Consider the following 25,762-nt stretch of genomic DNA (forward strand, 5'->3'; position numbering starts at 1 on the left):
CAAGCGAAAGCATCAGCGACCAACCATTATCTGAAGACACATCATTTGCACATTTAGCTCTTAACTTAACGAGAAAACCTTAAGATTCACTGAAGAAAAGCTGAAGTTTTGAAGCCGATTAATCGGGGGTGGGTTGCAGTTATTAACCATGCTTTTCAGGCTTAACATGTTCAATGTCACTTTCTAACGCTTCTAAAATCGTACATTGTTCTGCGCTGCCTTTGCCGCCACAGCAGGCCGAGGATAAGGTTTGCAAGGAACGTTGAAATTGCTGTAATTCAGCTAATTTTTGCTCCACATCGGCAAGTTTGGCATCCACTACCTGTTTCACATCAAAACAAGAATTACTGGCTTTTTCGACTTCGATTTCTAATAACTCTTTGATATCCGATAAATTAAATCCGACCTTTTTGGCCCTTAGAATGAATAATAAGGCTTGTTTGTCTTGTTCGTTATATAAGCGATATCCCGATTCTGAGCGTGCAGATGGGGTGAGCAAGCCTGATTTTTCATAAAAGCGTAAGGTATCGTTATTAATGCCACATAATTTGGCCAGTTCTCCGATCTTGTACATAAATTCCTCTCAATTAATCAACTGCCAACTGCTTATCTACCACCAGCTCAATGAGCACTAGTTCAGCTACTACTAACAGCGTAATGACCACTAACTTAACTACCAACAATGCTACGAATAAATCGAGTCGATAGTATGCCTCAATATTCGTTATTGAGTGTTTCCTTTCTTGATTAAATTCAGCGTTATCGTAACTAAATCTTTGTGCTCAAGTTAACAAAAATAACCACTATGAATGAAGGTGTGGTTATTTATTGATCTACCTCAAAAGGGGTAGTCATTACTAGAGGTAGTTTGAAAGCAATAATAACAATAAACAAACAATAATAATAAAGGAGTAATAACATGAAAAACATGCCTGTAATGGGAACCGTATTGGCTATGGCGATGGCAGCAACATTTTCTGCACATGCGGCGATTGAAAAAGGCGATATTTTAATTCGAGCGGGGGCGGTGATGGTGGCACCGAATGAATCAACCGATGGTATTCAGGCTGGAGGATCGAATTTAGGGGGCGATCTGTCAGTGGATAACAATACCCAATTGGGATTGAACTTTGCTTACATGATGACGGATCATGTGGGGATTGAATTATTAGCCGCCACACCATTTAGCCATGATGTCTCGGTTAAAGGATCGCCTGCTGGATTGGATTCACTGAATGGGTCATTAGGTAGTGTTAAGCATTTACCACCGACATTGAGTTTGTTGTATTACCCACTGGCTAACGAGTCTAAGTTTCAACCTTATGTTGGGGTTGGCGTGAACTATACGTTCTTCTTTGATGATTCAGTGAGCAGTTCGGCAAGCAGTAAAGGCTTTAGTAATCTTAGTCTTGATGATTCATGGGGTTGGGCAGGACAAGTGGGCATGGACTACTTTATTACCGATAACATTACGCTCAACGCTCAAGTTCGTTATATCGATATTAATACCGATGCCAGTGTTGATTTTGCCCCCGTGGGTAAGCTTGATGTTGATGTGGATATCGACCCTTGGGTTTATATGATTGGAGTGGGCTATAAATTTTAGTCGAGTCTCTACGAATACCATCTTATGATTGGTATAAGATCAATGAATAGAATAAAGCAATGATGGCGCTCTGGTAGAGCGCCATTTGTTGATTAGGCGTCGGCGGATTTCTTAAAGATGATCGAGGTATTGATCCCACCAAAAGCAAAGTTATTGCTCATAATGTATTGGCAATCGAGTTCACGACCGTGGCCTCGAATGTAGTCTAATTTCCCACATTCTGGATCGATATTATCCAAGTTTAAAGTCGGGTTGAACCAGCCGCTGTGCATCATTTCCAAACTGAGCCAAGCTTCAAGTGCACCGCATGCCCCGAGGGTATGTCCAAAGTAGCTTTTTAAAGAACTGATTGGGGTTTGGTGGCCAAAGACATTTTCAGTGGCTTGGCTTTCGGCGATATCACCACGGTCGGTCGCGGTGCCGTGGGCGGAGATATAATCAATAACACTTGGGCTTAAATTGGCATTGTCGAGGGCCAGCTCCATGCAGCGCTGCATATTTTCCATTTGCGGCTGAGTGACATGGGCCGCATCACAGTTACTGGCAAAGCCAACTATTTCCGCATAAATCGTCGCGCCACGCTCAACTGCATGTTGGTATTCTTCAAGTACCAGTGTTCCGGCACCTTCGCCAATGACGAGGCCGTCACGGTCTTTATCGTAAGGTCGAGGAGTTGTTTTCGGCGCATCATTTTTTAAACTGGTTGCAAAAAGGGTATCAAATACCGCCGATTCAGTTGGGCAAAGCTCTTCACCACCGCCGGCAACCATGACCGTTTGGTAGCCATGCTTGATAGCTTCATAGGCATAACCAATAGCTTGACTGCCAGAGGTACATGCGCTGCTGGTTGGGATAACACGGCCACGTAAACCAAAAAATAGCCCAACATTGACCGCTGAAGTATGTGGCATCATTTGTACATAGGTGGTGGCTGTAATGGCGCGAGTCGACTTTTCGTTGAGCATAACACCAAATGCGCCAATCGCAGGAGTACTGCCGGTTGATGAGCCATAAGCCACACCGGTTTGACCATTGGTTAAAATGGGGTGCTTGTCACCATCAGGCGACAGTAAGCCGCTTTGTAATAGTGCTTGTTCAGAGGCTAAAGTCGCCATTTGCGAGACTCGCCCCATGCCACGTGTTTTTTTACGAGTGTAATGCTTGGGTAATTCAAAATTGACAATCGGCGCGGCTAATTTGGTATTCAATCCATCATATTGAACGTAGCTTTCCATAAATTGCACCGCATTTTCACAGGCGCGCAATTTGGGCTCAATGTGCTGCCAATCATTACCAAATGCGGTGATGCCGGACATGCCAGTGACGACGACACGACGATTCATATTAAACCTCCATTAACTGAAATGACTTGGCGAGTAATGTAGCCTGCATTATCAGACATTAAATAACCGACCAGACCGGCCACTTCTTGTGGTTGTCCCATGCGGCGGAGCGGCACTTGTGGTAACGCATGTTGTTGGACATGTTCATCGACCATACCGGTATCAATTAAGCCCGGTGCGACGCAGTTGACGGTGATTTTGCGTTTGGCTAACTCTAAGGCTAAAGCTTTAGTCGCACCAATAATCCCGGCTTTGGCAGCGCTGTAATTGGTTTGTCCACGATTCCCCATGATGCCAGATACCGAAGCCATGGTGATGATTCGGCCACCGTTACGACGTTGCACCATTGGCATGACGCACGGATGTAATACATTATAAAAGCTGTCTAAATTGGTATGAATGACTTTATCCCATTCCTCGCTCATCATGGCAGGGAAGGCGGTATCACAAGTAATGCCAGCATTGCTGACTACGCCATAATAGGCACCATGTTGTTCAATGTCGGCTTCAATGATCTGTTGGCATTGTTGACGATCGCTAATATCAAATTGCAGGGCGCGAGCTTGTCCACCGAGCTGTTGGATCTGTTCAATGGTCTTGTGAGCACCTTGTTGATCGCTCATGTAATGGACCACTACGACAAAGCCATCTTGGGCTAATTGAATGGCAATGGCTTGGCCTATACCTTTACTTGCTCCGGTGACGAGAACGTGTCGGGTCATCGTGATTTCCTTTTATTTTCAATAGGCTGAACGTTATTGTTGCGCCAGCATATCATTGAGTTGTTCTGGAGAAGGGACAAATGCATTAAGTTGTGCGTGAGCTATCTCTTTTCCTTGGTGCATGATTTGGCAATAAAAGGCTGCCATGCCATTGTTTTCCATCAGTTGTTCTGCATGAATATCAAGAACTTGACCTAAGGAAAAGGCAGCACAGTCACTGTGATAGCGACGAGAGCCTAATAAAAATCCAATGTCAGGATCTTTGCCTTGTTGTTTAGCGTGATAACCAGACCAAGCCGCGATTGACTGTGCCATGTATTCAATCCCCACATAGCCGGGCACGGTATTGGTAGCAGCGTCAAAAAAGAGTCCATCCGCTTGAATCAATACTTGAGTATGAACCTTGGTATCACTGATATCGATCAGTTTATCGATCAAAATCATTGGCGCTTGGTGAGGCAATAGCTCACCGATCGGAGTGGTGGGGGATAACGAAAAATCAGTCATTAGGGTATCCAAAAATTAAGCTGACATTATTGCCGCCAAAAGCAAAGGAGTTGCTGAGAATCACTGGGCGTTGCAGCTTGGTGTTGGGCTGCGCTAAGGCAATAGTAAACTCATCACAGTGACCATCATTAATTTGCGCTGGGATCGGAAGTTGATATTGCAAGACATGCCAGCAAATCGCCGCTTCAATGGCACTGGCCGCCCCCAAGGTATGGCCGGTGAAAGGCTTGGTTGAGCTAACGGGGATGTTTGAGCCAAACACTCGCTCAATCGCTTGCGCTTCCATGGCATCGTTTAATTTAGTGGCGGTACCATGGGCATTTACGTATCCCACGTCATCTGCCTGCAATCCGGCATTGGTTAACGCATTGCGCATCGCCCGTTCAGCGCCAATACCTTCAGGCTGAGGGGCGGAGATATGATAAGCATCGGAGCTTTCGCCGGCCCCTAATAACGCCAAGCAAGCGTTCGGGTTGTAATCAGCGTTTGGTTGGTTAGACGCATCTTGCTTATAAGTTGGGTGAACCACATGAGGTTTATCTAAAGACAGCAGCATAAACGCCGCCGCTTCACCAATATTGATGCCATCCCTCTTCTCACTAAAGGGATTGCAATGGTGATGCGATAAAGCTTCTAAGCCATAAAATCCATTTAAAGTGAGTTTGCATAAGGTATCGGCTCCGCCCACGATCACGGCATCGACAAGGCCGGCTTTTAATAATCGCTGTGCCGAGAGATACACTCGCCCACTGGAAGAACAGGCGGTTGAAATGGTGTAGTTGGGGCCAGTAATGCCATAATATTCAGCAATAAAACGACTGGTATTGGCCACTTCTTGTTGGTGATAATCAAACTGCTTGGGAAGCTGCGTGGTGCGTTGCCAATGTTGCAGCGCGTGTTCACCATCCGAAATACCAGAAGTGCTGGTGCCGACAATCACCGCAATACGTTCAGCGCCATAATGGGCAATGGCATTTTTGATTTCAGCATCCATCTGCAATAACGCCGATAAAGCTAAGCGGTTATTATGCGTATCTTGATGGGCAAAAGTGTCATCAAGGTGCGGCAGAGGGCCATTAGCATAACCCACAACGGTTTCACTGCCATCATTGAGCCACTCGGTAGTGCGCTGCATATGCGGCGTTGAGCCTAATTGCAAATGCTGGTGGATCATGTCGTTTGTCCAACCTAAAGCCGAATGTGAACCACAAGCATGGATGTAAAGTGGAGTCGCTGTCTGTGTTGACATTAAATATTGATTTCCTATTGCTAATGCGTCTCTTGAGCTGATGAGTTGGATTCTAGTTGATATTGTAAGGTTTTTATCACAATGGTGAAGTCCAAAGCGTGATTTATAAACGTGATATCACCTTTCAACGCTTGACGGTCAGCGTAATAAATATCGGCAACCACCTGTCCTTTATCATTGATTAAGGTGCGTTGCTTGGCGTGCGCGGTATGATTGGGTTTGCTGGACTCTAATGAAGAATCCGTTAGCGTTTCAGTTAATTGCCAACCGATACGTTGCAGTTGAGGCTGCCAAACCTCCACCGGCCACAAGGTGATCATTAAGTTGAATAACACTTGTTCTGGTTGCGGTAAGACGCCGCCTAATCCTGTCATAACATAGGTATCAATGTCTTGGTTTTGATAGGTTAAGCTGAGCAGACGCGTCCCCCAAGAGGAAAACCCAGCTAACACCACTTTATCTTGCGTAATTTGTAACTGGATGGGCAATTGATTGCTTTGTTGTTGCTGATGCTGGTCTTGATAGCGCACGCTCAGCAGTTGACTGGCGGTGACCGCATACCCCAGTTGTGACGGCAAAGGTAAGTGTACCCAAGTGTTGTCTGCAATCTTAATGTGAGTGTTCTGCTCTGGAGCGATTGGTGCGGTTTGTTGAGCGCAACCGAATAACAATACGCTCGTCAGTAACCAGATTAGTGGCCGACAAATTGAACGAATTAAACTCGTATAAATTAAGCTGGAATGAATTAAGCTAGAACGCATTAGGATGTAGCTCCTTGATTAGCAGCGCTTGGATGACGAACGAGGGGCTTCATGGCTAATGGGGCCAATAACCAAGACACAAAAATGCCAAATAAAACGGTAACACCAAAACTTTGAATGGCTTGGGTGTCGCTTAAGGCTAATAACCCAAAAGACAAAATAGTGGTCAGAGCCGATAAGCTGATAGCCAATAATGTGCTGCTGATAGTGGCAAGGTTAAGGTTATTTTTCGATTGCTCTGCAAAAAATAACGTGTAATCAATTCCTATCCCAAACACTAAAATCAGTGCCAATAAATTAAATAAATTCAACGAGGCACCCGTTAGGACCGTCACCGCAATCCCGACCGCACCTGCAATTAAAGGCGGAGTCACAATAAGCACCCCTTGTTTTACCCCATAACGAAGAGCAACCACGATGAAAATACACAGCGTGGCGAGCGCAAGTAATTCGGTCACATGTTGTCGGTACGAGCCAAAAAGCTGAGAAATTTCTGCGGTTTTATTTAAGTAACTAACATGCTGTTGCTGAGCGGCTAACTCTTGAATAGCCGCCGCATCGGTGACTTGGTTGAGCGTGATGATCGCTGAGCGCAGTCCATCTAGATCGCCTAACCACATAAAACGCACAGGTTTGGAAATCGGAGAAGCTAAGAAGCGCTCTAAAGTTAAAGGGGTCCAGTTATCTTGCAAGGTTGGAGTGTGTTTCAACTGTAACGCTTGTTGTAATGACTCAGCTTGTGACTGATACAGCGCTTTGACCAGTGCCATATTGTGTTGTTGCTGTTGTTGACTGGGAACAAATTGGTTGAGGCTTTGGTAGCCGCCTAAGTTGCCCTGAGTGACTTGTTGATCGAGTAATTGTGAAACGTGCGCTAATTTTTGCAGTAGCGCTTCATCGCTGTCGGCGCTCACTAACAACATTTGCTGATCATTTTGCACACCACTGATGGTTTTGATGAGCGTTTCTTGTTGTTTTAAGGCCGCAGGCATAGCTTGTAATTGGCGAATGTCATCATTGTATTGGGTATAACACAACCCGATTGCTGCCAGTATCATTAAGACTGAGGGGATCAGCCAACGAATAGGGCGGACTTGCCAGAGCGTGATCCAGCCTGAGAGTAAGTTGGCGCAAGGTAAAGGGCGCTCAACGCTGGGTGAAGCCGCTAAAATTGGATACCAACAAACCACTGTCGCATAAGCGGCGGTTAAGCCAATTGCAGAGAATAACGCCAATTGTTGCAGCCCAGGGAAAGGGGCGATCAACATGCCTAAATAGCCAATTAAACTGGTCAATAACCCTAAACTGATGGCAATGAAAATATGCTTAAGTCCTTGATTAGCATCCCACTGTCGACCGGCGGCGAGGCGTTCGGTTAAATAGTGAAACGCATAGTCAATCGAGACGCCAATTAAACTGGCACCAAACACTAGGCTAAACAAATGTACCTTGCCAAACAGTGCCACTGTCAGCACGAAGGCGGCCAAAAATCCACAGGCGATGGAAAGTAGGGCCAAATTGAGTGGCATCATGCTGCGATAAACGATTAATACCAGAAAGACGATACCGATTAAGGAGCCGACCCCGATGGTGCTGATTTCACTTTTAGCACTTTCACTGCCGTGGGCGGCATAAAAGATCACCCCGGTATGGTGAATGGAAATTTGCTCGGTTTGAAACTCTTGTTGGATCTGGCTTTCGAGCTGATTGAGCTGAGGCAACTGTTGCTGCAATGCCATGCTATAAGCAGAACCGTTGAGATCCGCGGTCAATAAAACATAGCTTTGGCCTTGATATTGGGCAGTTAAATAGCCTTGAGAAAGCTGGAAATTGCCCGAGTTGGCAGTTAATTGTTGTAAATATTCTCTAAATAACAAAAACGGATCGTATTGGAGTTCATTGGCACTAACCCCTGAAAAAGGATTATAAAGCGCTTGAATCACCGATTGAGTTTGCTCTTGCGGGTGTTGTGCGAGGCGTTGCTGTTGCTTTTCAGTTAAGAGTTGAGCGCGCGCTTGAAAGAAAAATTGCCCCCAAGCTTGTTGATCGCTTTGCGTCACTTTACCGTCAACGTGCGTAAACAGATCCAGTCTTTCTAGTTGCTTTTCTAACTGTTGCGCCGCCGTAATAGCGGTTTGTGGCGAGGCACTACCGACTAAAAACACCACCTTATCACTCATGGTGGCAGCCACTTTGTCAAAGGCAAGCTGTGCTCGCGGATCTTGCTGATTCTTAGGGAGCAACGCCATGATATTGGTTTCAATCGGCAGTGATTTACTGGTGATCTGACTCACCAGCATGGCGGTTAGGCTCACCATGACGATTAACCACAATAAGGCCCAGCGAGATTGAGATGAATGAATAGGCGCGTTGGTTTTCATATTATTCTTGGATCGCAAAAATGGCGTGTTCCGCCGCGGTTAAAGAGTCTGGCTGTTGGGTTTGATTGCTAAATTCAATCACGGTGCTATCGCCACGAATTTCCATTAAGGCCACTTTATTGATGTCTTGTTGCCCTTCGATTTCGATACTGCTGAAGACTTTATCCAATGGAGAAGACTTAGGCGTCAGTGATAAAACCCAATGCTGATCAGTTTGTGATGAGAAGCTAAGAGTAAATTGCTCGGTTAACGCACTGGTATCACCTTTAAATAACGACAAAAAGACATGGCTGAAATAGAACACCATAGGGTTGTCGCTGACTTTTAGAATTTGCGCAGGCTCTGAGCCGATTTGTTGACTTAAGGTGTTTTTTGTCAGCACCAAGGAGGTCGGAAACGGGTGGGTTTGCTGCCACCATAGACCTTGATCGCGTGACAGGACGAATTTTCCTTGTGACACCAAGGGAGCATCGAACATTTGCATTCGACGAGTTTGGGTAAAGTCACCACGGACAATGTTTTGCTGAGCCAATTGTTGTTGGATGCTGGCTAAACTAGGTTGGGCGGCGTAGGCAGCCGGAGCGGAAAAGATTGCCATAGTCGCAAGCCATAACCATTGCCAATAACGTCTTTGCTTCCATTTGGTGAGTTTATTCATGTTGATTCCAGGCATTGAGCTTATCGATTAAGGCGTTAGGAGAAACAAAACACATCTCTTGAGTGTCAATACTGACCGCCACTTGCATGGTATAACCTTTGGTTAAGCGCTGTCCGTTTTGCGCATCATAAATCACGTAATCCACTTTGAGTCGGTTTTCCCATTCCACCAACTTGGCTTCCACTCGTACCGTGAGATCAAAAGGGATCGGTTTGATGTATTTGACTCGAGTATCAATAATCGGCCACATATAGCCGGATGCCTGCATTTCACGGTAGTTGTAGCCAATTTTATCCAGCAGGACGCGGCGCGCTTCTTCAAAGAAACGAAAGTAGTTACCGTGATACACCACGCCCATCGGATCGGCATCTTGAAAAGACGGCGTCATGATGACTTGGCTGGAAAGAGCGATAGTTTGTGTCATAAATAATGTGCTCGCTTGGGTTTTACGAATACGCTTTGCTTTTATGAATCTGTTTTGGGTTTTATAAAGATCTCAGGGTGTTATCAATCTATTTTTTCTTATCAATCTATTTTTTGTTATCAAGCTATTTTGCTGAGATCAATATAAAGGCCACGCTTGCTGTTGGATTTTGGCAACAAATAACCTTAAATCCGCTTCTAATGGACGATCTTCGATAACAAACTCAAACTCTGATTGCACCGCTTCCATCATAGTGTTGATCGCCGGACTAAAGTGTTGCTGATCTAATTCATGATGGCGTTTACGCAGTTCAATAGCTTGAGTGGCAGCCAGTAAGGATGCCGAGGCAACTTGTTCTGTCAGTTGTAAAACGCGTAAACAATCTCGTGAAGCTATGGTTCCCATGCTGACTTTATCTTGGTTGTGACATTCGGTTGAGCGAGAGAACACGCTGGCTGGCATGGTGTTTTTTAAGGCTTCTGCCGTCCAAGCTGAGATACCAATTTGCACCGCTTTAAAGCCGTGGTTAATCGGTTTACGCTCTCCGGTTGCGCCGGTTAAGTTAAACGGCAAACCATTATTAAATTTGTAGTCCATCAATTGCGCCATCTGACGGTCGAGCAAATCGGCAATATTGGCCACTGCGGTTTTTAAGGTATCCATCGCCATAGCAATGTGACCGCCGTAGAAGTGGCCGCCATGCAGTACTCGCTCATTATCACCGTCAATGATCGGATTATCATTGGCACTGTTAAGTTCATTTTCAATCATCTGACGCAACCAAGGTAGGCTATCTTGTAATACCCCAATGACATGTGGCGCACAGCGTAAAGAGTAGCGGTCTTGCAAGCGATCGCTATTGCTTGGTGGTCGCTCTGCTTGCAAATCAGAACGTAACCACGCCGCAATTTGTTGCTGTCCTTGGTGAGGCTTAACCGCAAATAAAGCTTGGTCAAAATGGAAATCATTCCCTTGCATACCCAGTGACACCATGGCGGTAATTCGAGTCGCCAGTTGAGCTAAATATTCGGCTCGTTTATAAGCGATGCACGCGAGGGCAGTCATGACTGAGGTGCCGTTCATTAACGCTAACCCTTCTTTGGGTTTCAGTTTTATCGGAGCAATATTAAGCTCAGCAAACACTTCAGCCGTTGGGCGAACTTGTCCTTGATAGATAACCTCACGCTCACCAATTAGCGCCGCGGCCAGGTAAGACAATGGGGTTAAATCACCACTGGCACCCACTGAGCCTTCTTGAGGAATCAGCGGGGTAATGCCGTGATTAATTAAAGTGACGATTTGATTGAGTAACTCGTGACTGACCCCAGACACGCCTTGCGATAAAGAGCATAAACGGGTCGCTAATACGGCGCGTGCTTGCTGCTCATCTAAATGTTCACCGAGACCACAGCCATGAAAACGGGTGAGATGCAAAGGCAATTCATCGACCAAATTCATCGGAATAGCCACAGTACAAGAATCCCCATAACCAGTGGTGACCCCATAAATCACGCCTTCTTGTTTTAATAAGCGCTCCAAAAAGGCCACGCCACGATCGATTTTGGCAACAAAGTCTGCCGCTGGGTTCATTTGTGCTTGGCTACCTTGAGATAAGCTGATGACATCTTCAATGGTAAGACGTTGAGCACCAAAGGTAATCGTAGAGTTATTGCTTGTTTGTATGGTCATTGGATTCACTTACGCTATTGGTAGGAGTTGGCTCATGCTGGTCTACAGAACCACTTAATTGCCAAAAATTAAAAAAGTTGTACCACTGCAGTGGCGCCTTTAAGGTGAAATATTCTAATCGCGCTGCATAATCTTGTACCACGCTTTGCAGTGCTTCGCTTCGTTGTTTGCGAGGTAAGGTGATTTTTTGGCTAAAGGGTTCAAAATACACATGATATTTAGGACGTCGAATGTCTGCGTTTTCATCGCGTAGGCCAAACATGAGATAAACCGGTGCGGCCAGAACGGTCGCTAACATAAACGGGCCTTGTGGAAAGGGGGCGGGTTTGCCCAAAAAGTCAGCCCATACCACTCGTTGTTCCTTGGTCACTGAGGTGCGATCACCGACGATCACCACCCATTCACCTTGCTCTATTTTCTGTTGCAATAAAATGGCGGTATCTGGGCCAAGTGTGGTGACTTGAATGAGGTTGACCGACGAATCAGGATTGATCGCCTTCATGACCTGATTAAAGCGTTCGGCATGTTCAGTGAATACGAGGGCATTAATGGTTACACCTTGGCGTAAACGACCCATAGCTCGACATAGTTCGAGATTACCTAAATGCGATCCTAAAATGACAATCCCTTGTTGACGCTCAATCACTTCATCAAAGTGTTGTTGTCCATGTATGGTGAGATCATCACGGGTGATATCGCCTCGCCATCCGGCTAGTTTATCTAACATGGTATGGCCAAAAGAGAGTAAATGTTGGTAGCTAGAGTAGTCGCTATTTTGAGAAGATAGCCCTTGATATTGACGCCACTGCTCGAGGTAAAGCTCTGAGGCTTGGCGAGCTTGTGTACCGGTTTTGTGATAATAGCCGATCACCACTTTTAAGAGAGCATTAAATACTGAACGGCCCAGTAAAGAATAAACTGCCATCAATAATTTGATCCCGAGAACCGTGCCTTGTTCTTTGCTTTTCGCCCAATGCACCGTGTCTGTTGAAGCGGATGACTTTTCTTTGGCGGAGCTAAAATGGCGGGCGATTAACTTCGGGATTCGTGGCAACATGCCAAAGAATAATCGAGTGTGCATTTTGCTAATACGCAGATTGTCATGCAGCGCATCAAAATGAGAAATGCCGTTTTCTGGATAAAAAACACGGGTGTCGATAAATTGGAAACTGACTCCTTGCCAATACATTTTGACCATGATTTCACTGTCAAAATCCATGCGTTTGCCAAAGGAATAACGATTTAAGGTCTCAACTGTGGCATTTAATGGATAAGCACGAAAGCCACACATGCTGTCTTTAATTTCGAGAGATAAGGTTTCAATCCAGACCCAGATGTGAGTGGCATAACGACCATAAAAGCGCGACTTAGGCACTGAATCATCATAAATCGGCCGACCAGAAATTAAGTGTTCAGGATGCTGCTGAGCGGCTTGGATGAGTAAAGGAATGGCGGCGGGATCGTGCTGACCATCGGCATCAATTTGTAATCCGTGACTAAAACCAAGGCGATGTGCTTCACGCAGGCCGGTGATCATCGCGCCTCCTTTGCCTTGATTGCTAGCATGGGTCAGTAACTGAACATCCGCAGCGTCTGCCAAGGGCTGTAAGGCGGCTTTGGTCATCGCATCACTGCCATCATCAATGATCAAAATGGGATAACCAAAAGGGCGTAATGAGTCAATCACCTCAGCCATAGTCGTGCCGTGGTTATAGCAAGGAATGATGAAACAAGGTGAAAAGTGTGTCATAGCAAATGGCAGGCCCTTGGTTAAATTCTATCCATCATCATTAGGATTCCCCTAATAAAATACGGCCAGAAGAATGAGTACGGGTCTCATCTTGCTGTTGTGAATGATCGTGTTGAGAGCGTTCTTGTTGAGAGCGATCTTGTGGCTGTGAATAATAATGAAAATACAACTTTTGTTTATCACGATGCCAGGTTAAGTTTAGTGTTACAAGGCTATTTTTAAGGATAGGTTCTTGAAACTTAATGACTTCCATTCCTTGAAAGTGTGCAGGTGCTTGTAAAAACTGCTGCGCATAAAAGATCGCCCAATCAATTTGAGTGACCCCAGGTAATAACGGAAATTGCGCAAAGTGGCCTTTAAAATCCTCGATATCCGCATCGACTTGTAGCCATAAGGTCACGGCATGCTCTTGGTGATGATGTTGATGCTTAATTAGCTGCGGCTTTCTGGTGATCGACATAGGATGACTACTCATGGATTGGGGCTTGTGTAGAATGAAAAAGTTGCTCAATATCGCTTACTAGACGCTTACCTTGGGTATTGAGCGGGATTTCTTCAATGATGCGAAAACGGCGAGGAATGCCGACAGGTTCAATCCATTGATGTAATTGTTTTCTTAACATCAGATGAAAGCGTCCTTTGCCTAAGCTATGTAAACGAGATACACCTTCGGGAGTTAAGGTGATCGCTGCCGCCGTTATTAGCCTGTTAGTGTCTTGATAAGGAATCACCGCCGCTTCAGCAACCTCTGCCAATTGGTGTAAGCGCTTTTCAATTTCGGTTAAAGAAATGCGTTTTTCTTCAATTTTGATGATGCGATCGGCCCGACCTTTTAATACAAAGTGTTGGGGATCAACGATCTCGCATTGATCTGCGGTTTGATACCAATGTTGCTCATCGACTAATGGCGAAAAAATGCGTAAGCAGCCTTCTGGATTGGTGGCGATTTGTGTTCCGGTAAAAGCTTGCCATGGTTGTTGTGACGTCACTTGTTGGCGATGAGCGATCCCGCCGGTTTCAGTGCTGCCCAAGACTTCATGCGGCAGGTAATCAAACAGCGTCTGACAATGCTGCGCGGACGCAAAATCCAACGGGCCACCAGAGGAGAAAATCGCACGAATCGCCTGCTGAGTGTGATGTGGCGCTAAGCGTTTTAATAATGCCGGACTGCTGACTAAGATGGTGTCGGAATTAGCATGTTCAATAATGTGTTCGGGGTATTGCCAATCGTGTCCCCAAAAAGGGCGACCGGCAGACAAGGGCCATAAAATGCGAAATAACAAACCGTAAATATGTTGGTGTGAGACCGTACTGGCGGTGATCGCTCCACGTAAAGACTCCCCCCAAGTCGCTTCCAGTTGGGCGACTTCTTTTTCTAGTATGGCTAACGGTTTATGGATGGCTTTAGGTTGACCACTCGAACCGGAAGTAAATAACGTGATATCGACGTTAGTTAACGGGGAGAATTGGATATCTGCTTGATCTTTCTGGGCGCTGGATAATGGCAGTTGCACTTGCGGATGGCCTGATAAAAAGGCTACATCAATAGCTTCATCATATAAAATGGCATCAAATTGTGACGACAACTCGGCCAATGCCGCCGGTTGTAAGTTACCAGGGATAATGATGTGTTTCTGACTATGCGCCGCCGCCATAAAGGCCACTGCAAACCAATAGCTATTGTCACAACAGATCGCCCAACGTTGCTGCTCAGTGGCTTGCAAGTGCTGATGCAGTTGGATGATATCGCGCTTAAAGGTTTGCCAATCCAGATGTTGGTGGTGTGGCGTTTCACTGAGGATGGCCGCAATAGGGTGACTCAATGAGCGTTGACGACTCATGAGTTGAGAGATTGGCAAAAAAGAAATTGGAGTCATGCTGGTGGTTGTACTCATAGTGATCATGATTGCGACATGGACTGACGGAGTCGTTGACGAACCAGCCACTCACCGGCAAATAAAGCTGCGGTAAGAATATAGCTGATTAAGCCGTTATATAAAGTCCAAATTTCCAGTGAAAGAAAGCAGGTATAAAGGGCGATTGCACCGTTAATTACGAAATAGGCACACCATACTTTGGTGACGTTTCGAGTATAACCAATACCACTTTCCGGTAGTTCAGGCTCTTGTATCCGTGCTAATCGTTCAATGATGGTCTGTGGTTGCCATAAGCTGCTAAAAAATAAGCTAAATAGCAAGACATTGACGACCACCGGGTAGTAAGTTAGCCAGCCGTGTTGACGAAATACCATCGCCAATAAGGTGAGCACAATGCCTGCGCCACCACTTAACCAAGCGATGTATTTCAATTCTTTGAGCTTGGCACGATGACCGGCCACGATGCGTAACAGAAATAACAGCGCAAAGATCACTGCGATCACGCCAAGCCCCCAGCGGCTTAATCCGTAATATACCGCCACCGGATAAGCCAGCAGCAATAAGCCAGATAAAGCCGTGATGAATCGCATTATTTTTCCTTGAGTAGCGCAACGACCGCATCGACCACATCGTCGACGGTGCGAACGGCTTTAAACTCATCAGGTTGAATTTTTTTACCTGTCAGTTTTTGTAAGTGCACAACAAGATCTACCGCATCAATACTATCAAGATCAAGCTCTTGGTAGAGTTTAGCTTCTGGTTTGATGTCATCTGCATCGATTTCAAATAACTCAACAAAAGCCTCTCTTACTTTGTTGAATACTTCATCTCTATTCATGTCTGTCATAATGTCTACGCCTGATTGGAATTACGCTTGTTGGCTCGAAATGTATTTTGCTAAGTTTGCCACAGAAGCAAAATGGGCACGAGTTTGGCTATCATCGGCGTCGATCACGACATGGTATTGTTTCTTGATGGCTAACCCGAGCTCAAGTGCATCGATAGAGTCTAAACCTAAGCCGTCACCAAATAACGCAGCGTCAGTGTCGATATCTTCAATCTGAATATCTTCAAGGTTGAGCGCTTCAATGATCAATGCTTTTAATTCGTTGTGTAGTTGTTCCACTATAACCTGCCTAAATATTTTAAAGTTGCTTTGTTATTTTAATGCTTGTGCGCCATATCGGGAAATATGGCACTGGATAAATGTCGGTTGAGCTGACGTGCTGCGGTAGTTGGTGAATCACTGTGTTTAATAAATTCATCAACTTGGATTTTACCTTTCACTTCAATATGAAAAAAGGGTTTTGTATCAGGCACTTGATACCATTTTTTTTGTTTAGTCAAAAAGCTGGGGTTCACGCTAATATGCACGACCCGTAAGTCCCGTTGTGTGCGTACTGCAATTTGTGCGGCACCGCGTTGTAATTTTGATGCCTGACCGGGAGTGGTTCGTGTGCCTTCAGGAAAAATCAGCAGGACATTACCATGATTTAAGCGTTGGCTACAGTCATCTAATAAGCTTTCAGGGTCGCGATTCGGGATATAGCCAGCGGCTTTCACTATACCTTTCATAAACGGGTTATGCCAAATTGCCGCTTTGACTAAGCAGTCACATTGCGGGAGGCAAGAGGCGATCAGTACATAATCAATTAAGCTTGGGTGATTGGCGACGATCAAACAATTGCGGTCTTGTAACAGCGCTTCAATATTATCAAATTGGTAATCAATCGCACCGGTGAATTTCATGGTACGACAAAATAAAGCGAAGGCACGCTGGATGATGGATTGAACTCGGAGTTCTCGTTGAGTTTGCTGACGAATGGTAGCGGTCATCAGTGGAAAAACGATAAAGGTTAGCCCTAATGCGCCCAGACCAAAGATCGCAAAGCAGGTGCCCGTTGCGATGACACGCCAATATTTATTGCAGTGTTGTGAAAAAGTCAGTGTTGTCTGGGTCATGTGTTCATTTATGCCAATATTCTTTGCCAAAGCCAATGATTACGGTGGTCATTAATTTGCCATTGATCGGATTGATGAGCGAGATGCTTAATAACATCGAGAGTTTGTGATGGTCTTTTCGTCGCTTGCTCAGTGGGTTGTTGAGGCTGCCAAGTTAAGCGGGTAGTCGTGCCATGAGACAGGATCAAACCTAAAGCATAAAGTGGCGGTGTGGGCGTGGCTTCAAATTGATCATAAGGCTTAGGAAGTGGCGCATCAAAATCAATCAATAAAACTTTATGGGATGGGTTTTCCGCCAAATAAGCACAACTTTCAATTAAAGCGTGATGTAGGCTCGATTCACATCCTGCAAGCGAGGTCGCAGGAATTGGGCTTTTATTGGCGATGGTAAATAATCCGGCGCTGGTGTTATGCACCGATTGAGAAAACGCCATTGGAGAAGCTTCTTCACCTTGTAAGACTTGTTGTAATAAGTCCACAGTACGCGGCAATTCACCATGACGACTTGAAAAAACGAGGTAATCAAAAGGGGCGTCATGAGCTTGCTGAAGGTGCAAGGCGGTTTGGAGTGCCACTTTGCTGAGTGGGCTCATGCGGCGTCGCATCATGGCTGGAATGAGAGGCGTCGACAGAGGCTTCTGAGCTTCATCTGATGATGCTAATTGGTCCCAAGAATGATTTTTCCAAGCTTGTGGTGTGTCTATTCCTGGTGACAAGGCATGCCATTGCTCAAGATTAAATGCAATAGTGCTCATTTGTGTCTATTGAACCCCATAATTCAAAACATTATTTAAAAATACCATTTTTATTGATGTGAGTGCTATCTTGTTTGTGACTTTATTGGTACAAAAACATGAAGTTACTTCAAGTTATTAATATGAATCTATGCTTTAGGTTCATTTTAGCCAATCAAACTTGATTATTGTTAATTGAGAATATTCATTAGTGAGACGTTATTGTGAAACCATATCGGCATGATCCTTATTCAGCATTAGAAGCCAAAACAGAAGCGCAGAAATTAGCCTTTGCCCCCATTGTTTTTCATACCGCACGAACATTACGTGATTTGGGAATTTTAGCCGCATTAGAAACCCAACCAGAACAAGGTATGACGGCACAACAAATTGCTGACGCGACTCAAGTGTCGGAATATGGCGTCAAAGTGTTATTAGACATGGGCCTCAGCGCACATATCGTGACTTGGAATGAGCAACATTATGTGCTGGCGAGATTAGGACACTCTTTATTAAGAGATGGCATGACGATCGCTAATATGGATTTTACCGCAGATGTTTGTTATGCCGGCATGATGCACTTAACCGAAGCGATTAAAGAGGGCACGCCCGCAGGTCTTAAAGAGTTAGGTGAGTGGGCGACCATTTATGAAGGGTTATCCCAACTACCAGAACAGGCCAAACAAAGCTGGTTTAAGTTTGATCATTTTTATTCCGATAATACCTTCCCGGTGTTATTGCAGAAAATCTTCTCTAATCAACCACAGCGTATTTTTGATATTGGTGGAAATACGGGTAAGTGGACTTTGCAATGCTGTCAGCATGATGAGAAAGTTAAGGTAACGATCATTGATCTCCCTCAGCAGATTGAGTTGGCGAAACCAAACATTGCACAACATGGTTTTGCTGAGCGAGTGGACTTTTTCCCAGCGAATTTACTCGATAAACAGCAAAGCTTACCGCAAGGTGCTGATGTGTGGTGGATGAGTCAATTTTTAGACTGTTTTTCACCAATGGAAATCTTAAGCATTTTACGTCGAGTACGGGCTGCGATGTCGGAGAATGCGGACGTTTATATCTTAGAGTTATTTTGGGATGCACAACGTTACGAAGCCGCGTCGTATAGCTTAAATGCGACCTCGTTGTATTTTACGTGTCTTGCCAATGGTAACAGCCGTTTTTATCGCAGCGAAGACTTCTTAGAAATCGTTGCTGAGGCAGGCTTTACGGTCAATGAGCGGATCGATCACATTGGTTTAGGTCATACCTTATTGCATTTGAAAGCCAACTAATCTTTATCACTGGGATATGTTTTCAAACACAAGAACACTTTCTCAAACCTAGGAACCGTTAAGAGTGGATAAGATGGAACAAACATCAGTAGTAATTATTGGCGCTGGGCCATCTGGCTCTATTGCCGCGGCTATTTTAAAGCAACATCATATTGATTGTGTGGTACTTGAGCGCAGCCTTTTCCCTCGCTTTTCAATTGGTGAAAGTTTATTGCCAGCTTGTATGGAGAGCCTTAAAAAGGCCAATTTGTTTGATGCGGTTAATCAAGCAGGGTTCCAATTGAAAAATGGCGCGGCATTTCGTTATCAAGATCAATATACCCATTTTGATTTCACGCAAAAGTACACCGCAGGGGAAGGCACCACCTTTCAAGTACCGCGCGCCACTTTTGACAAGCTATTAGCAGATGAAGCCGAGCTGCAAGGAGTCGAGATTCGTTATCAACATACGGTAACGCACGTGAATGTCGAATCGACTAAGCCGGTTATTTCTGTGTTAGATCAGCATGAGCAAGCCTATCAAATTCAGGCAGATTTTATTTTGGATGCCAGCGGTTACGGGCGAGTGTTGCCTCGTCTGCTTGAGTTAGAGCAGCCATCGAATTTGCCGCCACGACAAGCATTATTTACCCATGTTACCGATCATATATCGCCAGAACTGGCACGTGAGCTGGATTATGATCGCAATAAAATCACTATTTATGTGCACCCAGAAAATACCAGTGTTTGGTATTGGTTAATTCCATTTAGTCATGGAGTGTGCTCAGTTGGAGTGGTGGGAAGCCCGGAGTTTTTTGAGGCTTATCCAGACGATAATATTGAAGCCTTAAAGCAGCTGACTCAAGAAGAGCCACATCTTAAACGTCTATTTCGTGATGCAGATTTTTGTCACATGAGTGGAAAAATTGGTGGCTACTCTGCCAACGTTAAGCATTTGGCGGGCAAGAATTATGCATTATTAGGCAATGCGGGAGAGTTTTTAGATCCGGTATTTTCATCCGGTGTCACGATTGCGATGAAATCAGCAGAATTAGCGACCGAGGTTTTGATTCGTCAATTTAATGGTGAAGCGGTAGATTGGAATAAAGATTATGCCGAACCACTGATGGTCGGCGTTGATACCTTCCGAGCTTATGTTGAAGGTTGGTATGACGGGCGCTTCCAAAATGTGGTGTTTTTTGAACAAGCCAATCCTGAAATTAAGAAGAAAATCAGCTCAATCTTAGCCGGATACGCTTGGGATAAAACCAACCCTTATGTGGCGAGTCCGCAAAAGCGTTTAAGTACACTGGCTGAACTGTGTTTGTAATGGATTGATGTTGTTGCTATGAGTTCGCTCGAGATGAAATAAGCCCTGCATGACAGGGCTTATTTTTTATCACAGAATTACTTTAAATCACTGAGCTAATTTAAATCATCTAATTATTCGCCGTTGAGGTGAATGAGCGTGATTAGTATTAAGCTTGTCTATTAATGGTCGAAATAGACGTAGTTTTGCCAGCTTTTCATGCGAATCAAAATTTTACGAATCAAAGCTAACTCTTCCATTTTTCCAGAATAGACCGCAATTTCTACATTAGCACCCATAGGTAAATTATATTGAGAAATATCGTCTTTTAGCTCAAATTTCACCATGATTCGACCATGAGTTTGTAGAGCATTGGTGCCGAGTAAGCTGCCATTGGCTTGGATTTGGCTTTCAGCAATGGCTGGGAGTACTTGAACTACTTCTGCTTTAAACGATTTGCCTGGTAATGAGCGGAAGATCATATCCGCTTCATCGCCTTCTTTAATGTTCAAAGTCGAGTTTTGGCGGAAGGCACCAATAAAGTAAGTATCTTGAGTACTGACAAAGGTCAGAATCGGTTTAAAAGGAAGCGGTACTGCCATTACACCGGGTTTTAAAGCCAACTGAGTGACATAACCGTCTGTTGGAGCGCGAACTACCGTTTGGTCTAAGTTAAATTGCGCTTTATCTAAGGCCGCTTGTGCTTCTGCGACTGTGGTATTAACGCCATCAATTTCAGATTTATAGGCAGCTTCTGCGGCTTTTTCATTCGCAAGAGCAGCTTGATAAGCAGCTTCAGCGGCTTTAGCAGCTTGTTGTTTGTCATCCACTTGTTGCAAAGTAAATGCGCCACGCTTATAGCCTTTTTGGTAACGAGCTGATTCACGTTGAGTACGATCTCGCTCAGCCAAAGCTTGGGTTGAGCTCGCCGCCGCTTGCTTGTAATCGGCTTCCAGAACCAGAACATTTTGTTGAGCAGCAGCTAATGCGGCTTTTTGTTTCACAACGGCGGCTTTAAAAGGTGTGTCATCTAAGTGAACCAGAGGATCGCCTTGCTTAACTAAAGTATTGGCTTCTACATCCACTGACACCACTCGGGCGCGAATATTCGAAACCATTGGCGTGGTGGTATAAATTTGTCCACCGACTTGGGTAAATGGTTGGAAGTAGTTCATGGATAAGAATACGCTGCCAAGTAGTACGATACCGCCTAATACAGCGGTAGGTACTGTCCATTTATTTAATGGAATCCGGAAGATTTTAAAAATCGCAATACAGAAGGCGATATAAGTCAGAGTCATGATGGTTTCCATTAGTTTGACTCTCCTTTTGATTCATCCGCCTTGCTGGTGGGGTTGGTTGTGGTTTCTTTTTTATTTAATTCGGTTAATTGTTGTTGTAAATGCACGATTTGATCGTTTAATTCATCTACTTTTTGGTGGATATTATTTTGTTCGGTTTGGATTTGCGTAAAGCCCCATCCTCGGTCTGCACGCCATAAGGTTGCCCAGATCCATAAAAATGGCCATAAAACATGAAGAGTGAAAAGACTTACCCAGCCAGCGACATGGATAGCATCTTGATGGGGATGATTGCGCTTTTTGGATATTTCATAAGGGATATCATGAATAGCAATGATGCCATAAAATAGCACCAACACTACAAAGATAAGTATGCAAAGAGCCACATAATCTAATGTCATGGTCGTTACCTGTTCTCAAAATAGATTGGGTATAAACTACGTCAATTAATCCTATAATCGCATCTGATAAGTGAATATTTATTATAGGTTAAGCAGTATGTTAGTCAAAAATTGAGCAAAAAAGGCTCGTAAATCAGTATCCCATTATCTAAATGATATGTAACCATTTTTCAGTGCTTTTATTCACATTATGTAACGTAATTGCTAAATTGCTTAAATTCTTACTTCAAAGACAAGGCTAAAAGGAATCGCTTGTATGAAGACCAATGTTGTTCGTTTAATTAAAAAAGAGTGGTTCTTGTTGGCCATGGTAGGGGCCATCTTGTTGTCGCTGGTTATTCCTAATGTTGGGAAAAGTGCTGGTGTTTTGCATTTAGATAAAGTCACGACGTTAGGTATCGCTTTGATTTTCTTTTTGCATGGCGTTGGGCTGTCACCGACTGCGTTGCGAGATGGGGTCGCAAACTGGCGATTGCACCTGTTTATTCAAGCGGCAACCTTTATTGTTTACCCGTTATTGTGGGTGTGTTTTGGGCAAGCGTTTTTGGTGTTTATGCCTAGTGCCTTAGCTTTCGGCTTTTGTTTTTTGTTTGTGTTACCAAGCACCATTTCCTCTTCTGTTGCCATGACGGCGATTGGACACGGTAATATTCCCGGCGCTATTTTTAATGCTTCATTGTCGAGCCTGCTCGGGATCTTTTTAACCCCATTATTCATTCAATTTTTTATGGGCTTGGAAGGTGCTCAATTTGATGTGATGTCTTCAGTGACCTCGATTGCGCAGATGTTATTGCTGCCAATGGTTGTTGGGCAATGTGTTCGACCTTTTATTTTGACGTTTTTTGAAAAGCATAAAAGTAGCGTGAATAAATTAGATAAATATGTCATTTTACTGATTGTTTTTAATGCCTTTTCTGATTCGGTTAATGAAGGGATTTGGCATTCATTTTCACTGGATTATGTTTTATTGTCAGTGGCGATTTGTGCCGTGGTTTTACTGGTGATCGTGAATGGTATGAAATGGAGTGCCCAACGTTTGGGTTTTAAACGTGCCGATGAAGTGGCTGCTGTTTTTTGCGGAAGTAAGAAAACCTTAGCGGCAGGGGTGCCGATGGCAAAAGTCATTTTTGGTGCCGACCCACGTTTAGGTATGCTGCTGTTACCGATAATGATTTATCATCCCTTACAGATATTTTATTGCGCACTCTTGGCAAATCGCTATCAAAAGCAAGCCATAGAGCATGAGCAACAAAAAGAGGTGAATGTTTAATGTCGACGCTTATGAATACAGATTGGCTGCTGTTCACGCAAGATTACTATAAGTGGTTTATCACCATATTAGTGTTGGTCTTCTACCCGATGCTAAGACGCATGCCAGCAAGAATATTTTTAAGTAGCATGAAAGCGGGGATCAGCCCTCACCGAAAACAGCGGGCTCGCCTATTAATTAATAGCTTAACCTCGATCATTCTGATTTGTTTGTTATTGATGTTGTGGGGGATTGAGCTTCGAGGCTTACTGGTAGTGGGCTCTTCAATGTTTGCTTTGTTGGGGGTGGCGCTGTTTGCTGGTTGGTCTTTATTGAGTAACTTAACCAGTTTTTTGATTTTATTTACCCAAAATGATTGTCGTGTCGGTCGTTGGGTGAAAGTGATTGATGGGGCAAATTTTATTGAAGGCGAGATCATCGAAATGGGCTTTATGAATGTTCAGTTACGTAACTTGGAAGGCGACAGCGTACTTTATCCGAATAACTTATTCATGACTCGCCCTGTGATTGTTTTGAAAAATAAGCCAGAAGTAAAAGTAGAAGACACAAAATCGGGAGAAGTAAAAGGTAAAAATGGGAATAAGAGAGCATTACCTGTGCGTCACTCGAGTTTTAAGTGACTAAAATACACTAAGCTCCTGCTATCTATAGATAAAGCGTGGTTAATAGAGAGTCTATTTAGCTGGGGATGTCACGCTCTTTTATGACTTAAATTAGTTTTTTGCGAGTTAACTGACAAAATGTTTTACAAAGCGGTGTTCTTCGACAATAATACGCCGCTTTTTTATATTCCGACTATATTTTAATCAGGTAAAACTATGTCAACCGCAACTACTACAAAACCAGCAAATCCAGGCCCATTAGGTTTAATGGCGTTTGGTATGACGACCATTCTTTTAAATCTACATAACGTAGGTTTATTCCCATTAAGCTCAGTGATCCTTGCGATGGGTATTTTTTACGGCGGTATTGCTCAAGTGATCGCCGGTATCATGGAATACAAAAACGGTAATACTTTTGGTACTACTGCCTTTACTTCTTATGGCATGTTTTGGTTGTCATTAGTTGGCTTGATTTTGATGCCAAGCATGGGCTTTGGTGAAGCCACCTCCGCGCACTTTTTAGCGTCATACCTAACTATTTGGGGTATCTTTACTGGCTTCATGTTTATTGCGACTTTGCCTCGTTATCCAGTGGCTAAACAAGTGGTATTCGGTAGCTTGACGATTCTGTTCTTCTTATTAGCAGCGGGTGATTTCTCTGGTAATGCAACGATTGGCTTTATTGCTGGTATTGTTGGCCTGTTCTGTGGTTCTAGCGCGGTTTACCTTGCAGTAGCAACTATCATTAATTTGGAATACGGCCGTACAGTTCTTCCTATTGGTGAGAAGAAAGTAACGGCTGCTGTTGAGTCGATTAAAGCCGCAGCTTAATTTTCGCTTAATTATTTTTAGTGATTGAAACCTCAGCGTTGTGCTGAGGTTTTTTTTATCTGAATATTAGATTTTATTTGATCTCTGTAATACCATGGGCTTCCCACATTGTGTGGGTTTTATTAATTATTCTCAGGGCGGGGCGCAATTCCCCACCGGCGGTATATAGCGATGAAGCTATCAGCCCGCGAGCGCTTAATCTTCGGATTGAGGTCAGCAGATCTGGTGAGAAGCCAGAGCCGACAGTAATAGTCTGGATGGGAGAGGATAAATGTCGTTAGACTCAAGTCTATCGGCCTTGTATTGATCGTACTTGGTATCTCGCCAAGTGCTGTTTGATCCCTTCTTAAAAATAGCCCTGATTCTGGTACCTACAGGAGTCATTACCATGAATCAGAACCAACCTTCTTTACTTGCCGAGTTCGGTAACCCTTTTGAGCGTGTTGAAGCAGCGCTTATGGCATTAAAACAGGGACAAGGTGTTCTTGTCTTAGATGATGAGGACCGTGAAAACGAAGGCGACCTTATTTATTCCGCTGAAACCTTAACCGATACTCAAATGGCCTTAATGATCCGCGAAGGTAGTGGTATCGTTTGCTTATGCTTGACGGATGAGCAGGCAAATCAACTTGCATTACCTCCAATGGTGGTCAATAACAACAGCCAAAACCAAACGGCGTTTACTGTGTCGATTGAAGCCAAACAAGGCGTGACGACCGGTGTATCAGCAGCCGACCGCGTAACTACGATAAAAACCGCGATTTTTGCCGATGCTAAACCGGATGATCTGGCACGCCCAGGCCATGTTTTTCCTCTGCGTGCTCGCCAAGGTGGAGTATTTACTCGCCGAGGTCATACCGAAGGTACGACGGATTTGATGCAACTTGCCGGCTTGAATCCTGCAGGAGTGTTATGTGAAGTCACTAACCCAGATGGCACCATGGCTAGAGCCGAAGAAATCGTCGCCTTTGGTAAATTACACAATATGCCAGTGTTAACGATCGATGACATTGTGATGTATCGAGAATCACTTATTCAGAAGCAAGCGTAGGTTTTTTCAGTCACTATATTGACGAAATAATGATATGAGGCAGTCATGAGCGACTGCCTCGTT

General features: G+C 44.3%; 27 protein-coding genes and 1 riboswitch. Of the genes, 7 read left to right on the forward strand and 20 right to left on the reverse strand.

Features of this window, described 5'->3' with window-relative positions; translation table 11 throughout:
- Positions 1-142 precede the first annotated feature (142 nt).
- Positions 143-574 carry a Zn(2+)-responsive transcriptional regulator gene (gene zntR, locus VCA1004_RS01785; RefSeq protein WP_086982143.1) on the reverse strand — a complete coding sequence of 144 codons (432 nt, stop codon included), beginning with the start codon at positions 572-574 and terminating at the stop codon, positions 143-145.
- A gap of 345 nt (positions 575-919) precedes the next feature.
- Here zntR and VCA1004_RS01790 point away from each other — a divergent pair, with 345 nt between their 5' ends.
- Positions 920-1,606 carry an OmpW/AlkL family protein gene (locus VCA1004_RS01790; protein ID WP_086982144.1) on the forward strand — a complete coding sequence of 229 codons (687 nt, stop codon included), beginning with the start codon at positions 920-922 and terminating at the stop codon, positions 1,604-1,606.
- Between the two features lie 92 nt (positions 1,607-1,698).
- Here the strand turns inward: VCA1004_RS01790 and VCA1004_RS01795 are convergent, their stop codons facing one another.
- The 17 genes from VCA1004_RS01795 to VCA1004_RS01875 form a co-directional block, all read right to left on the reverse strand.
- Positions 1,699-2,949, reverse strand: coding sequence for a beta-ketoacyl-ACP synthase (locus VCA1004_RS01795; protein ID WP_086982145.1), 1,251 nt, complete (start codon positions 2,947-2,949; stop codon positions 1,699-1,701).
- A complete protein-coding gene (gene fabG, locus VCA1004_RS01800; RefSeq protein ID WP_086982146.1) occupies positions 2,946-3,671 on the reverse strand; it encodes a 3-oxoacyl-ACP reductase FabG in 726 nt (241 codons plus the stop codon). Before fabG ends, VCA1004_RS01795 begins: the two co-directional genes overlap by 4 nt.
- 33 nt (positions 3,672-3,704) lie before the next feature.
- Positions 3,705-4,178, reverse strand: a complete 474-nt coding sequence (locus tag VCA1004_RS01805; RefSeq protein WP_086982147.1) for a hotdog family protein — start codon at positions 4,176-4,178, stop codon at positions 3,705-3,707.
- Entirely contained in the window at positions 4,171-5,427 is a 1,257-nt protein-coding gene (locus tag VCA1004_RS01810; RefSeq protein WP_086982148.1) for a beta-ketoacyl-[acyl-carrier-protein] synthase family protein, read from the reverse strand. Before VCA1004_RS01810 ends, VCA1004_RS01805 begins: the two co-directional genes overlap by 8 nt.
- A 20-nt stretch (positions 5,428-5,447) precedes the next feature.
- On the reverse strand, positions 5,448-6,188 hold the full coding sequence (locus VCA1004_RS01815; protein WP_086982149.1) for a DUF3261 domain-containing protein: 741 nt from the start codon (positions 6,186-6,188) through the stop codon (positions 5,448-5,450).
- Positions 6,188-8,569, reverse strand: a complete 2,382-nt coding sequence (locus VCA1004_RS01820; protein WP_086982150.1) for an MMPL family transporter — start codon at positions 8,567-8,569, stop codon at positions 6,188-6,190. The genes VCA1004_RS01815 and VCA1004_RS01820 overlap by 1 nt, the downstream gene beginning before the upstream one ends.
- 1 nt (position 8,570) lies before the next feature.
- Complete coding sequence (locus VCA1004_RS01825; RefSeq protein ID WP_086982151.1) at positions 8,571-9,227, reverse strand: LolA family protein; 657 nt, start codon at positions 9,225-9,227, stop codon at positions 8,571-8,573.
- Positions 9,220-9,651 carry an acyl-CoA thioesterase gene (locus tag VCA1004_RS01830; RefSeq protein ID WP_086982152.1) on the reverse strand — a complete coding sequence of 144 codons (432 nt, stop codon included), beginning with the start codon at positions 9,649-9,651 and terminating at the stop codon, positions 9,220-9,222. Before VCA1004_RS01830 ends, VCA1004_RS01825 begins: the two co-directional genes overlap by 8 nt.
- A gap of 138 nt (positions 9,652-9,789) precedes the next feature.
- On the reverse strand, positions 9,790-11,340 hold the full coding sequence (locus VCA1004_RS01835; RefSeq protein ID WP_164520811.1) for an HAL/PAL/TAL family ammonia-lyase: 1,551 nt from the start codon (positions 11,338-11,340) through the stop codon (positions 9,790-9,792).
- Positions 11,318-13,090, reverse strand: coding sequence for a glycosyltransferase family 2 protein (locus VCA1004_RS01840; protein WP_086982153.1), 1,773 nt, complete (start codon positions 13,088-13,090; stop codon positions 11,318-11,320). The genes VCA1004_RS01835 and VCA1004_RS01840 overlap by 23 nt, the downstream gene beginning before the upstream one ends.
- 40 nt (positions 13,091-13,130) lie before the next feature.
- Positions 13,131-13,550: an ApeI family dehydratase gene (locus tag VCA1004_RS01845; RefSeq protein ID WP_086982154.1), complete on the reverse strand. Its 420-nt coding sequence runs from the start codon at positions 13,548-13,550 to the stop codon at positions 13,131-13,133.
- A 7-nt stretch (positions 13,551-13,557) separates the two neighbouring features.
- Positions 13,558-14,967 (reverse strand): AMP-binding protein, encoded by a 1,410-nt coding sequence (locus tag VCA1004_RS01850; RefSeq protein ID WP_086984600.1) that lies wholly within the window; start codon positions 14,965-14,967, stop codon positions 13,558-13,560.
- 23 nt (positions 14,968-14,990) lie between these two features.
- Positions 14,991-15,557, reverse strand: a complete 567-nt coding sequence (locus tag VCA1004_RS01855) for a COG4648 family protein (protein WP_086982155.1) — start codon at positions 15,555-15,557, stop codon at positions 14,991-14,993.
- Complete coding sequence (locus tag VCA1004_RS01860; protein WP_086982156.1) at positions 15,557-15,814, reverse strand: acyl carrier protein; 258 nt, start codon at positions 15,812-15,814, stop codon at positions 15,557-15,559. The genes VCA1004_RS01855 and VCA1004_RS01860 overlap by 1 nt, the downstream gene beginning before the upstream one ends.
- Positions 15,815-15,835: 21 nt before the next feature.
- A complete protein-coding gene (locus VCA1004_RS01865; protein ID WP_086982157.1) occupies positions 15,836-16,093 on the reverse strand; it encodes a phosphopantetheine-binding protein in 258 nt (85 codons plus the stop codon).
- A 38-nt stretch (positions 16,094-16,131) separates the two neighbouring features.
- Positions 16,132-16,929 (reverse strand): lysophospholipid acyltransferase family protein, encoded by a 798-nt coding sequence (locus VCA1004_RS01870; protein WP_086982158.1) that lies wholly within the window; start codon positions 16,927-16,929, stop codon positions 16,132-16,134.
- A gap of 8 nt (positions 16,930-16,937) precedes the next feature.
- Positions 16,938-17,684 (reverse strand): beta-ketoacyl synthase chain length factor, encoded by a 747-nt coding sequence (locus VCA1004_RS01875; protein ID WP_086982159.1) that lies wholly within the window; start codon positions 17,682-17,684, stop codon positions 16,938-16,940.
- A gap of 203 nt (positions 17,685-17,887) precedes the next feature.
- Between VCA1004_RS01875 and VCA1004_RS01880 the strand changes: the two genes are divergently transcribed.
- Both VCA1004_RS01880 and VCA1004_RS01885 read left to right on the forward strand, forming a co-directional pair.
- Positions 17,888-18,955, forward strand: coding sequence for a methyltransferase (locus tag VCA1004_RS01880; RefSeq protein ID WP_086982160.1), 1,068 nt, complete (start codon positions 17,888-17,890; stop codon positions 18,953-18,955).
- Positions 18,956-19,028: 73 nt separating this feature from the next.
- Positions 19,029-20,264: an NAD(P)/FAD-dependent oxidoreductase gene (locus tag VCA1004_RS01885; protein ID WP_086982161.1), complete on the forward strand. Its 1,236-nt coding sequence runs from the start codon at positions 19,029-19,031 to the stop codon at positions 20,262-20,264.
- Positions 20,265-20,425: 161 nt separating this feature from the next.
- On the opposite strand, the gene VCA1004_RS01890 is transcribed toward VCA1004_RS01885, so the two are convergent.
- Together VCA1004_RS01890 and VCA1004_RS01895 are read right to left on the reverse strand one after the other, a co-directional pair.
- Positions 20,426-21,556 carry an HlyD family secretion protein gene (locus tag VCA1004_RS01890; RefSeq protein ID WP_086982162.1) on the reverse strand — a complete coding sequence of 377 codons (1,131 nt, stop codon included), beginning with the start codon at positions 21,554-21,556 and terminating at the stop codon, positions 20,426-20,428.
- Positions 21,556-21,945: a DUF3302 domain-containing protein gene (locus VCA1004_RS01895; protein WP_086982163.1), complete on the reverse strand. Its 390-nt coding sequence runs from the start codon at positions 21,943-21,945 to the stop codon at positions 21,556-21,558. The genes VCA1004_RS01890 and VCA1004_RS01895 overlap by 1 nt, the downstream gene beginning before the upstream one ends.
- A gap of 256 nt (positions 21,946-22,201) precedes the next feature.
- Between VCA1004_RS01895 and VCA1004_RS01900 the strand changes: the two genes are divergently transcribed.
- The 4 genes from VCA1004_RS01900 (at position 22,202) to ribB (ending at position 25,699) form a co-directional block, all read left to right on the forward strand.
- Positions 22,202-23,215 (forward strand): bile acid:sodium symporter family protein, encoded by a 1,014-nt coding sequence (locus VCA1004_RS01900; protein WP_086982164.1) that lies wholly within the window; start codon positions 22,202-22,204, stop codon positions 23,213-23,215.
- An 11-nt stretch (positions 23,216-23,226) separates the two neighbouring features.
- Positions 23,227-23,835 (forward strand): mechanosensitive ion channel domain-containing protein, encoded by a 609-nt coding sequence (locus tag VCA1004_RS01905; RefSeq protein WP_086984601.1) that lies wholly within the window; start codon positions 23,227-23,229, stop codon positions 23,833-23,835.
- 198 nt (positions 23,836-24,033) lie between these two features.
- The gene (locus VCA1004_RS01910; protein WP_086982165.1) at positions 24,034-24,648 is read left to right on the forward strand and encodes an acetate uptake transporter; all 615 of its coding nucleotides are present in this window, start codon (positions 24,034-24,036) and stop codon (positions 24,646-24,648) included.
- Between the two features lie 124 nt (positions 24,649-24,772).
- A riboswitch (FMN riboswitch) is annotated at positions 24,773-24,921 on the forward strand.
- A 115-nt stretch (positions 24,922-25,036) separates the two neighbouring features.
- Entirely contained in the window at positions 25,037-25,699 is a 663-nt protein-coding gene (gene ribB, locus VCA1004_RS01915; protein ID WP_086982166.1) for a 3,4-dihydroxy-2-butanone-4-phosphate synthase, read from the forward strand.
- The last annotated feature ends 63 nt before the right edge of the window (positions 25,700-25,762 follow it).

Source organism: Vibrio aphrogenes (genome assembly GCF_002157735.2).
In the GTDB taxonomy this organism is placed as follows: Bacteria; Pseudomonadota; Gammaproteobacteria; order Enterobacterales; family Vibrionaceae; genus Vibrio; species Vibrio aphrogenes.

Coding starts and splice junctions, on each gene's coding strand:
- VCA1004_RS01890 (WP_086982162.1), bottom strand. CDS start 21,556: ATGGAAACCATCATGACTCTGACTTATATCGCCTTCTGTATTGCGATT.
- ribB (WP_086982166.1), top strand. CDS start 25,037: ATGAATCAGAACCAACCTTCTTTACTTGCCGAGTTCGGTAACCCTTTT.
- VCA1004_RS01905 (WP_086984601.1), top strand. CDS start 23,227: ATGAATACAGATTGGCTGCTGTTCACGCAAGATTACTATAAGTGGTTT.
- VCA1004_RS01910 (WP_086982165.1), top strand. CDS start 24,034: ATGTCAACCGCAACTACTACAAAACCAGCAAATCCAGGCCCATTAGGT.
- VCA1004_RS01840 (WP_086982153.1), bottom strand. CDS start 13,090: ATGACACACTTTTCACCTTGTTTCATCATTCCTTGCTATAACCACGGC.
- fabG (WP_086982146.1), bottom strand. CDS start 3,671: ATGACCCGACACGTTCTCGTCACCGGAGCAAGTAAAGGTATAGGCCAA.
- VCA1004_RS01855 (WP_086982155.1), bottom strand. CDS start 15,557: ATGCGATTCATCACGGCTTTATCTGGCTTATTGCTGCTGGCTTATCCG.
- zntR (WP_086982143.1), bottom strand. CDS start 574: ATGTACAAGATCGGAGAACTGGCCAAATTATGTGGCATTAATAACGAT.
- VCA1004_RS01815 (WP_086982149.1), bottom strand. CDS start 6,188: ATGCGTTCTAGCTTAATTCATTCCAGCTTAATTTATACGAGTTTAATT.
- VCA1004_RS01860 (WP_086982156.1), bottom strand. CDS start 15,814: ATGACAGACATGAATAGAGATGAAGTATTCAACAAAGTAAGAGAGGCT.
- VCA1004_RS01885 (WP_086982161.1), top strand. CDS start 19,029: ATGGAACAAACATCAGTAGTAATTATTGGCGCTGGGCCATCTGGCTCT.
- VCA1004_RS01790 (WP_086982144.1), top strand. CDS start 920: ATGAAAAACATGCCTGTAATGGGAACCGTATTGGCTATGGCGATGGCA.
- VCA1004_RS01805 (WP_086982147.1), bottom strand. CDS start 4,178: ATGACTGATTTTTCGTTATCCCCCACCACTCCGATCGGTGAGCTATTG.
- VCA1004_RS01830 (WP_086982152.1), bottom strand. CDS start 9,651: ATGACACAAACTATCGCTCTTTCCAGCCAAGTCATCATGACGCCGTCT.
- VCA1004_RS01810 (WP_086982148.1), bottom strand. CDS start 5,427: ATGTCAACACAGACAGCGACTCCACTTTACATCCATGCTTGTGGTTCA.
- VCA1004_RS01895 (WP_086982163.1), bottom strand. CDS start 21,945: ATGACATTAGATTATGTGGCTCTTTGCATACTTATCTTTGTAGTGTTG.
- VCA1004_RS01900 (WP_086982164.1), top strand. CDS start 22,202: ATGAAGACCAATGTTGTTCGTTTAATTAAAAAAGAGTGGTTCTTGTTG.
- VCA1004_RS01845 (WP_086982154.1), bottom strand. CDS start 13,550: ATGTCGATCACCAGAAAGCCGCAGCTAATTAAGCATCAACATCATCAC.
- VCA1004_RS01825 (WP_086982151.1), bottom strand. CDS start 9,227: ATGAATAAACTCACCAAATGGAAGCAAAGACGTTATTGGCAATGGTTA.
- VCA1004_RS01870 (WP_086982158.1), bottom strand. CDS start 16,929: ATGACCCAGACAACACTGACTTTTTCACAACACTGCAATAAATATTGG.
- VCA1004_RS01875 (WP_086982159.1), bottom strand. CDS start 17,684: ATGAGCACTATTGCATTTAATCTTGAGCAATGGCATGCCTTGTCACCA.
- VCA1004_RS01850 (WP_086984600.1), bottom strand. CDS start 14,967: ATGACTCCAATTTCTTTTTTGCCAATCTCTCAACTCATGAGTCGTCAA.
- VCA1004_RS01820 (WP_086982150.1), bottom strand. CDS start 8,569: ATGAAAACCAACGCGCCTATTCATTCATCTCAATCTCGCTGGGCCTTA.
- VCA1004_RS01795 (WP_086982145.1), bottom strand. CDS start 2,949: ATGAATCGTCGTGTCGTCGTCACTGGCATGTCCGGCATCACCGCATTT.
- VCA1004_RS01835 (WP_164520811.1), bottom strand. CDS start 11,340: ATGACCATACAAACAAGCAATAACTCTACGATTACCTTTGGTGCTCAA.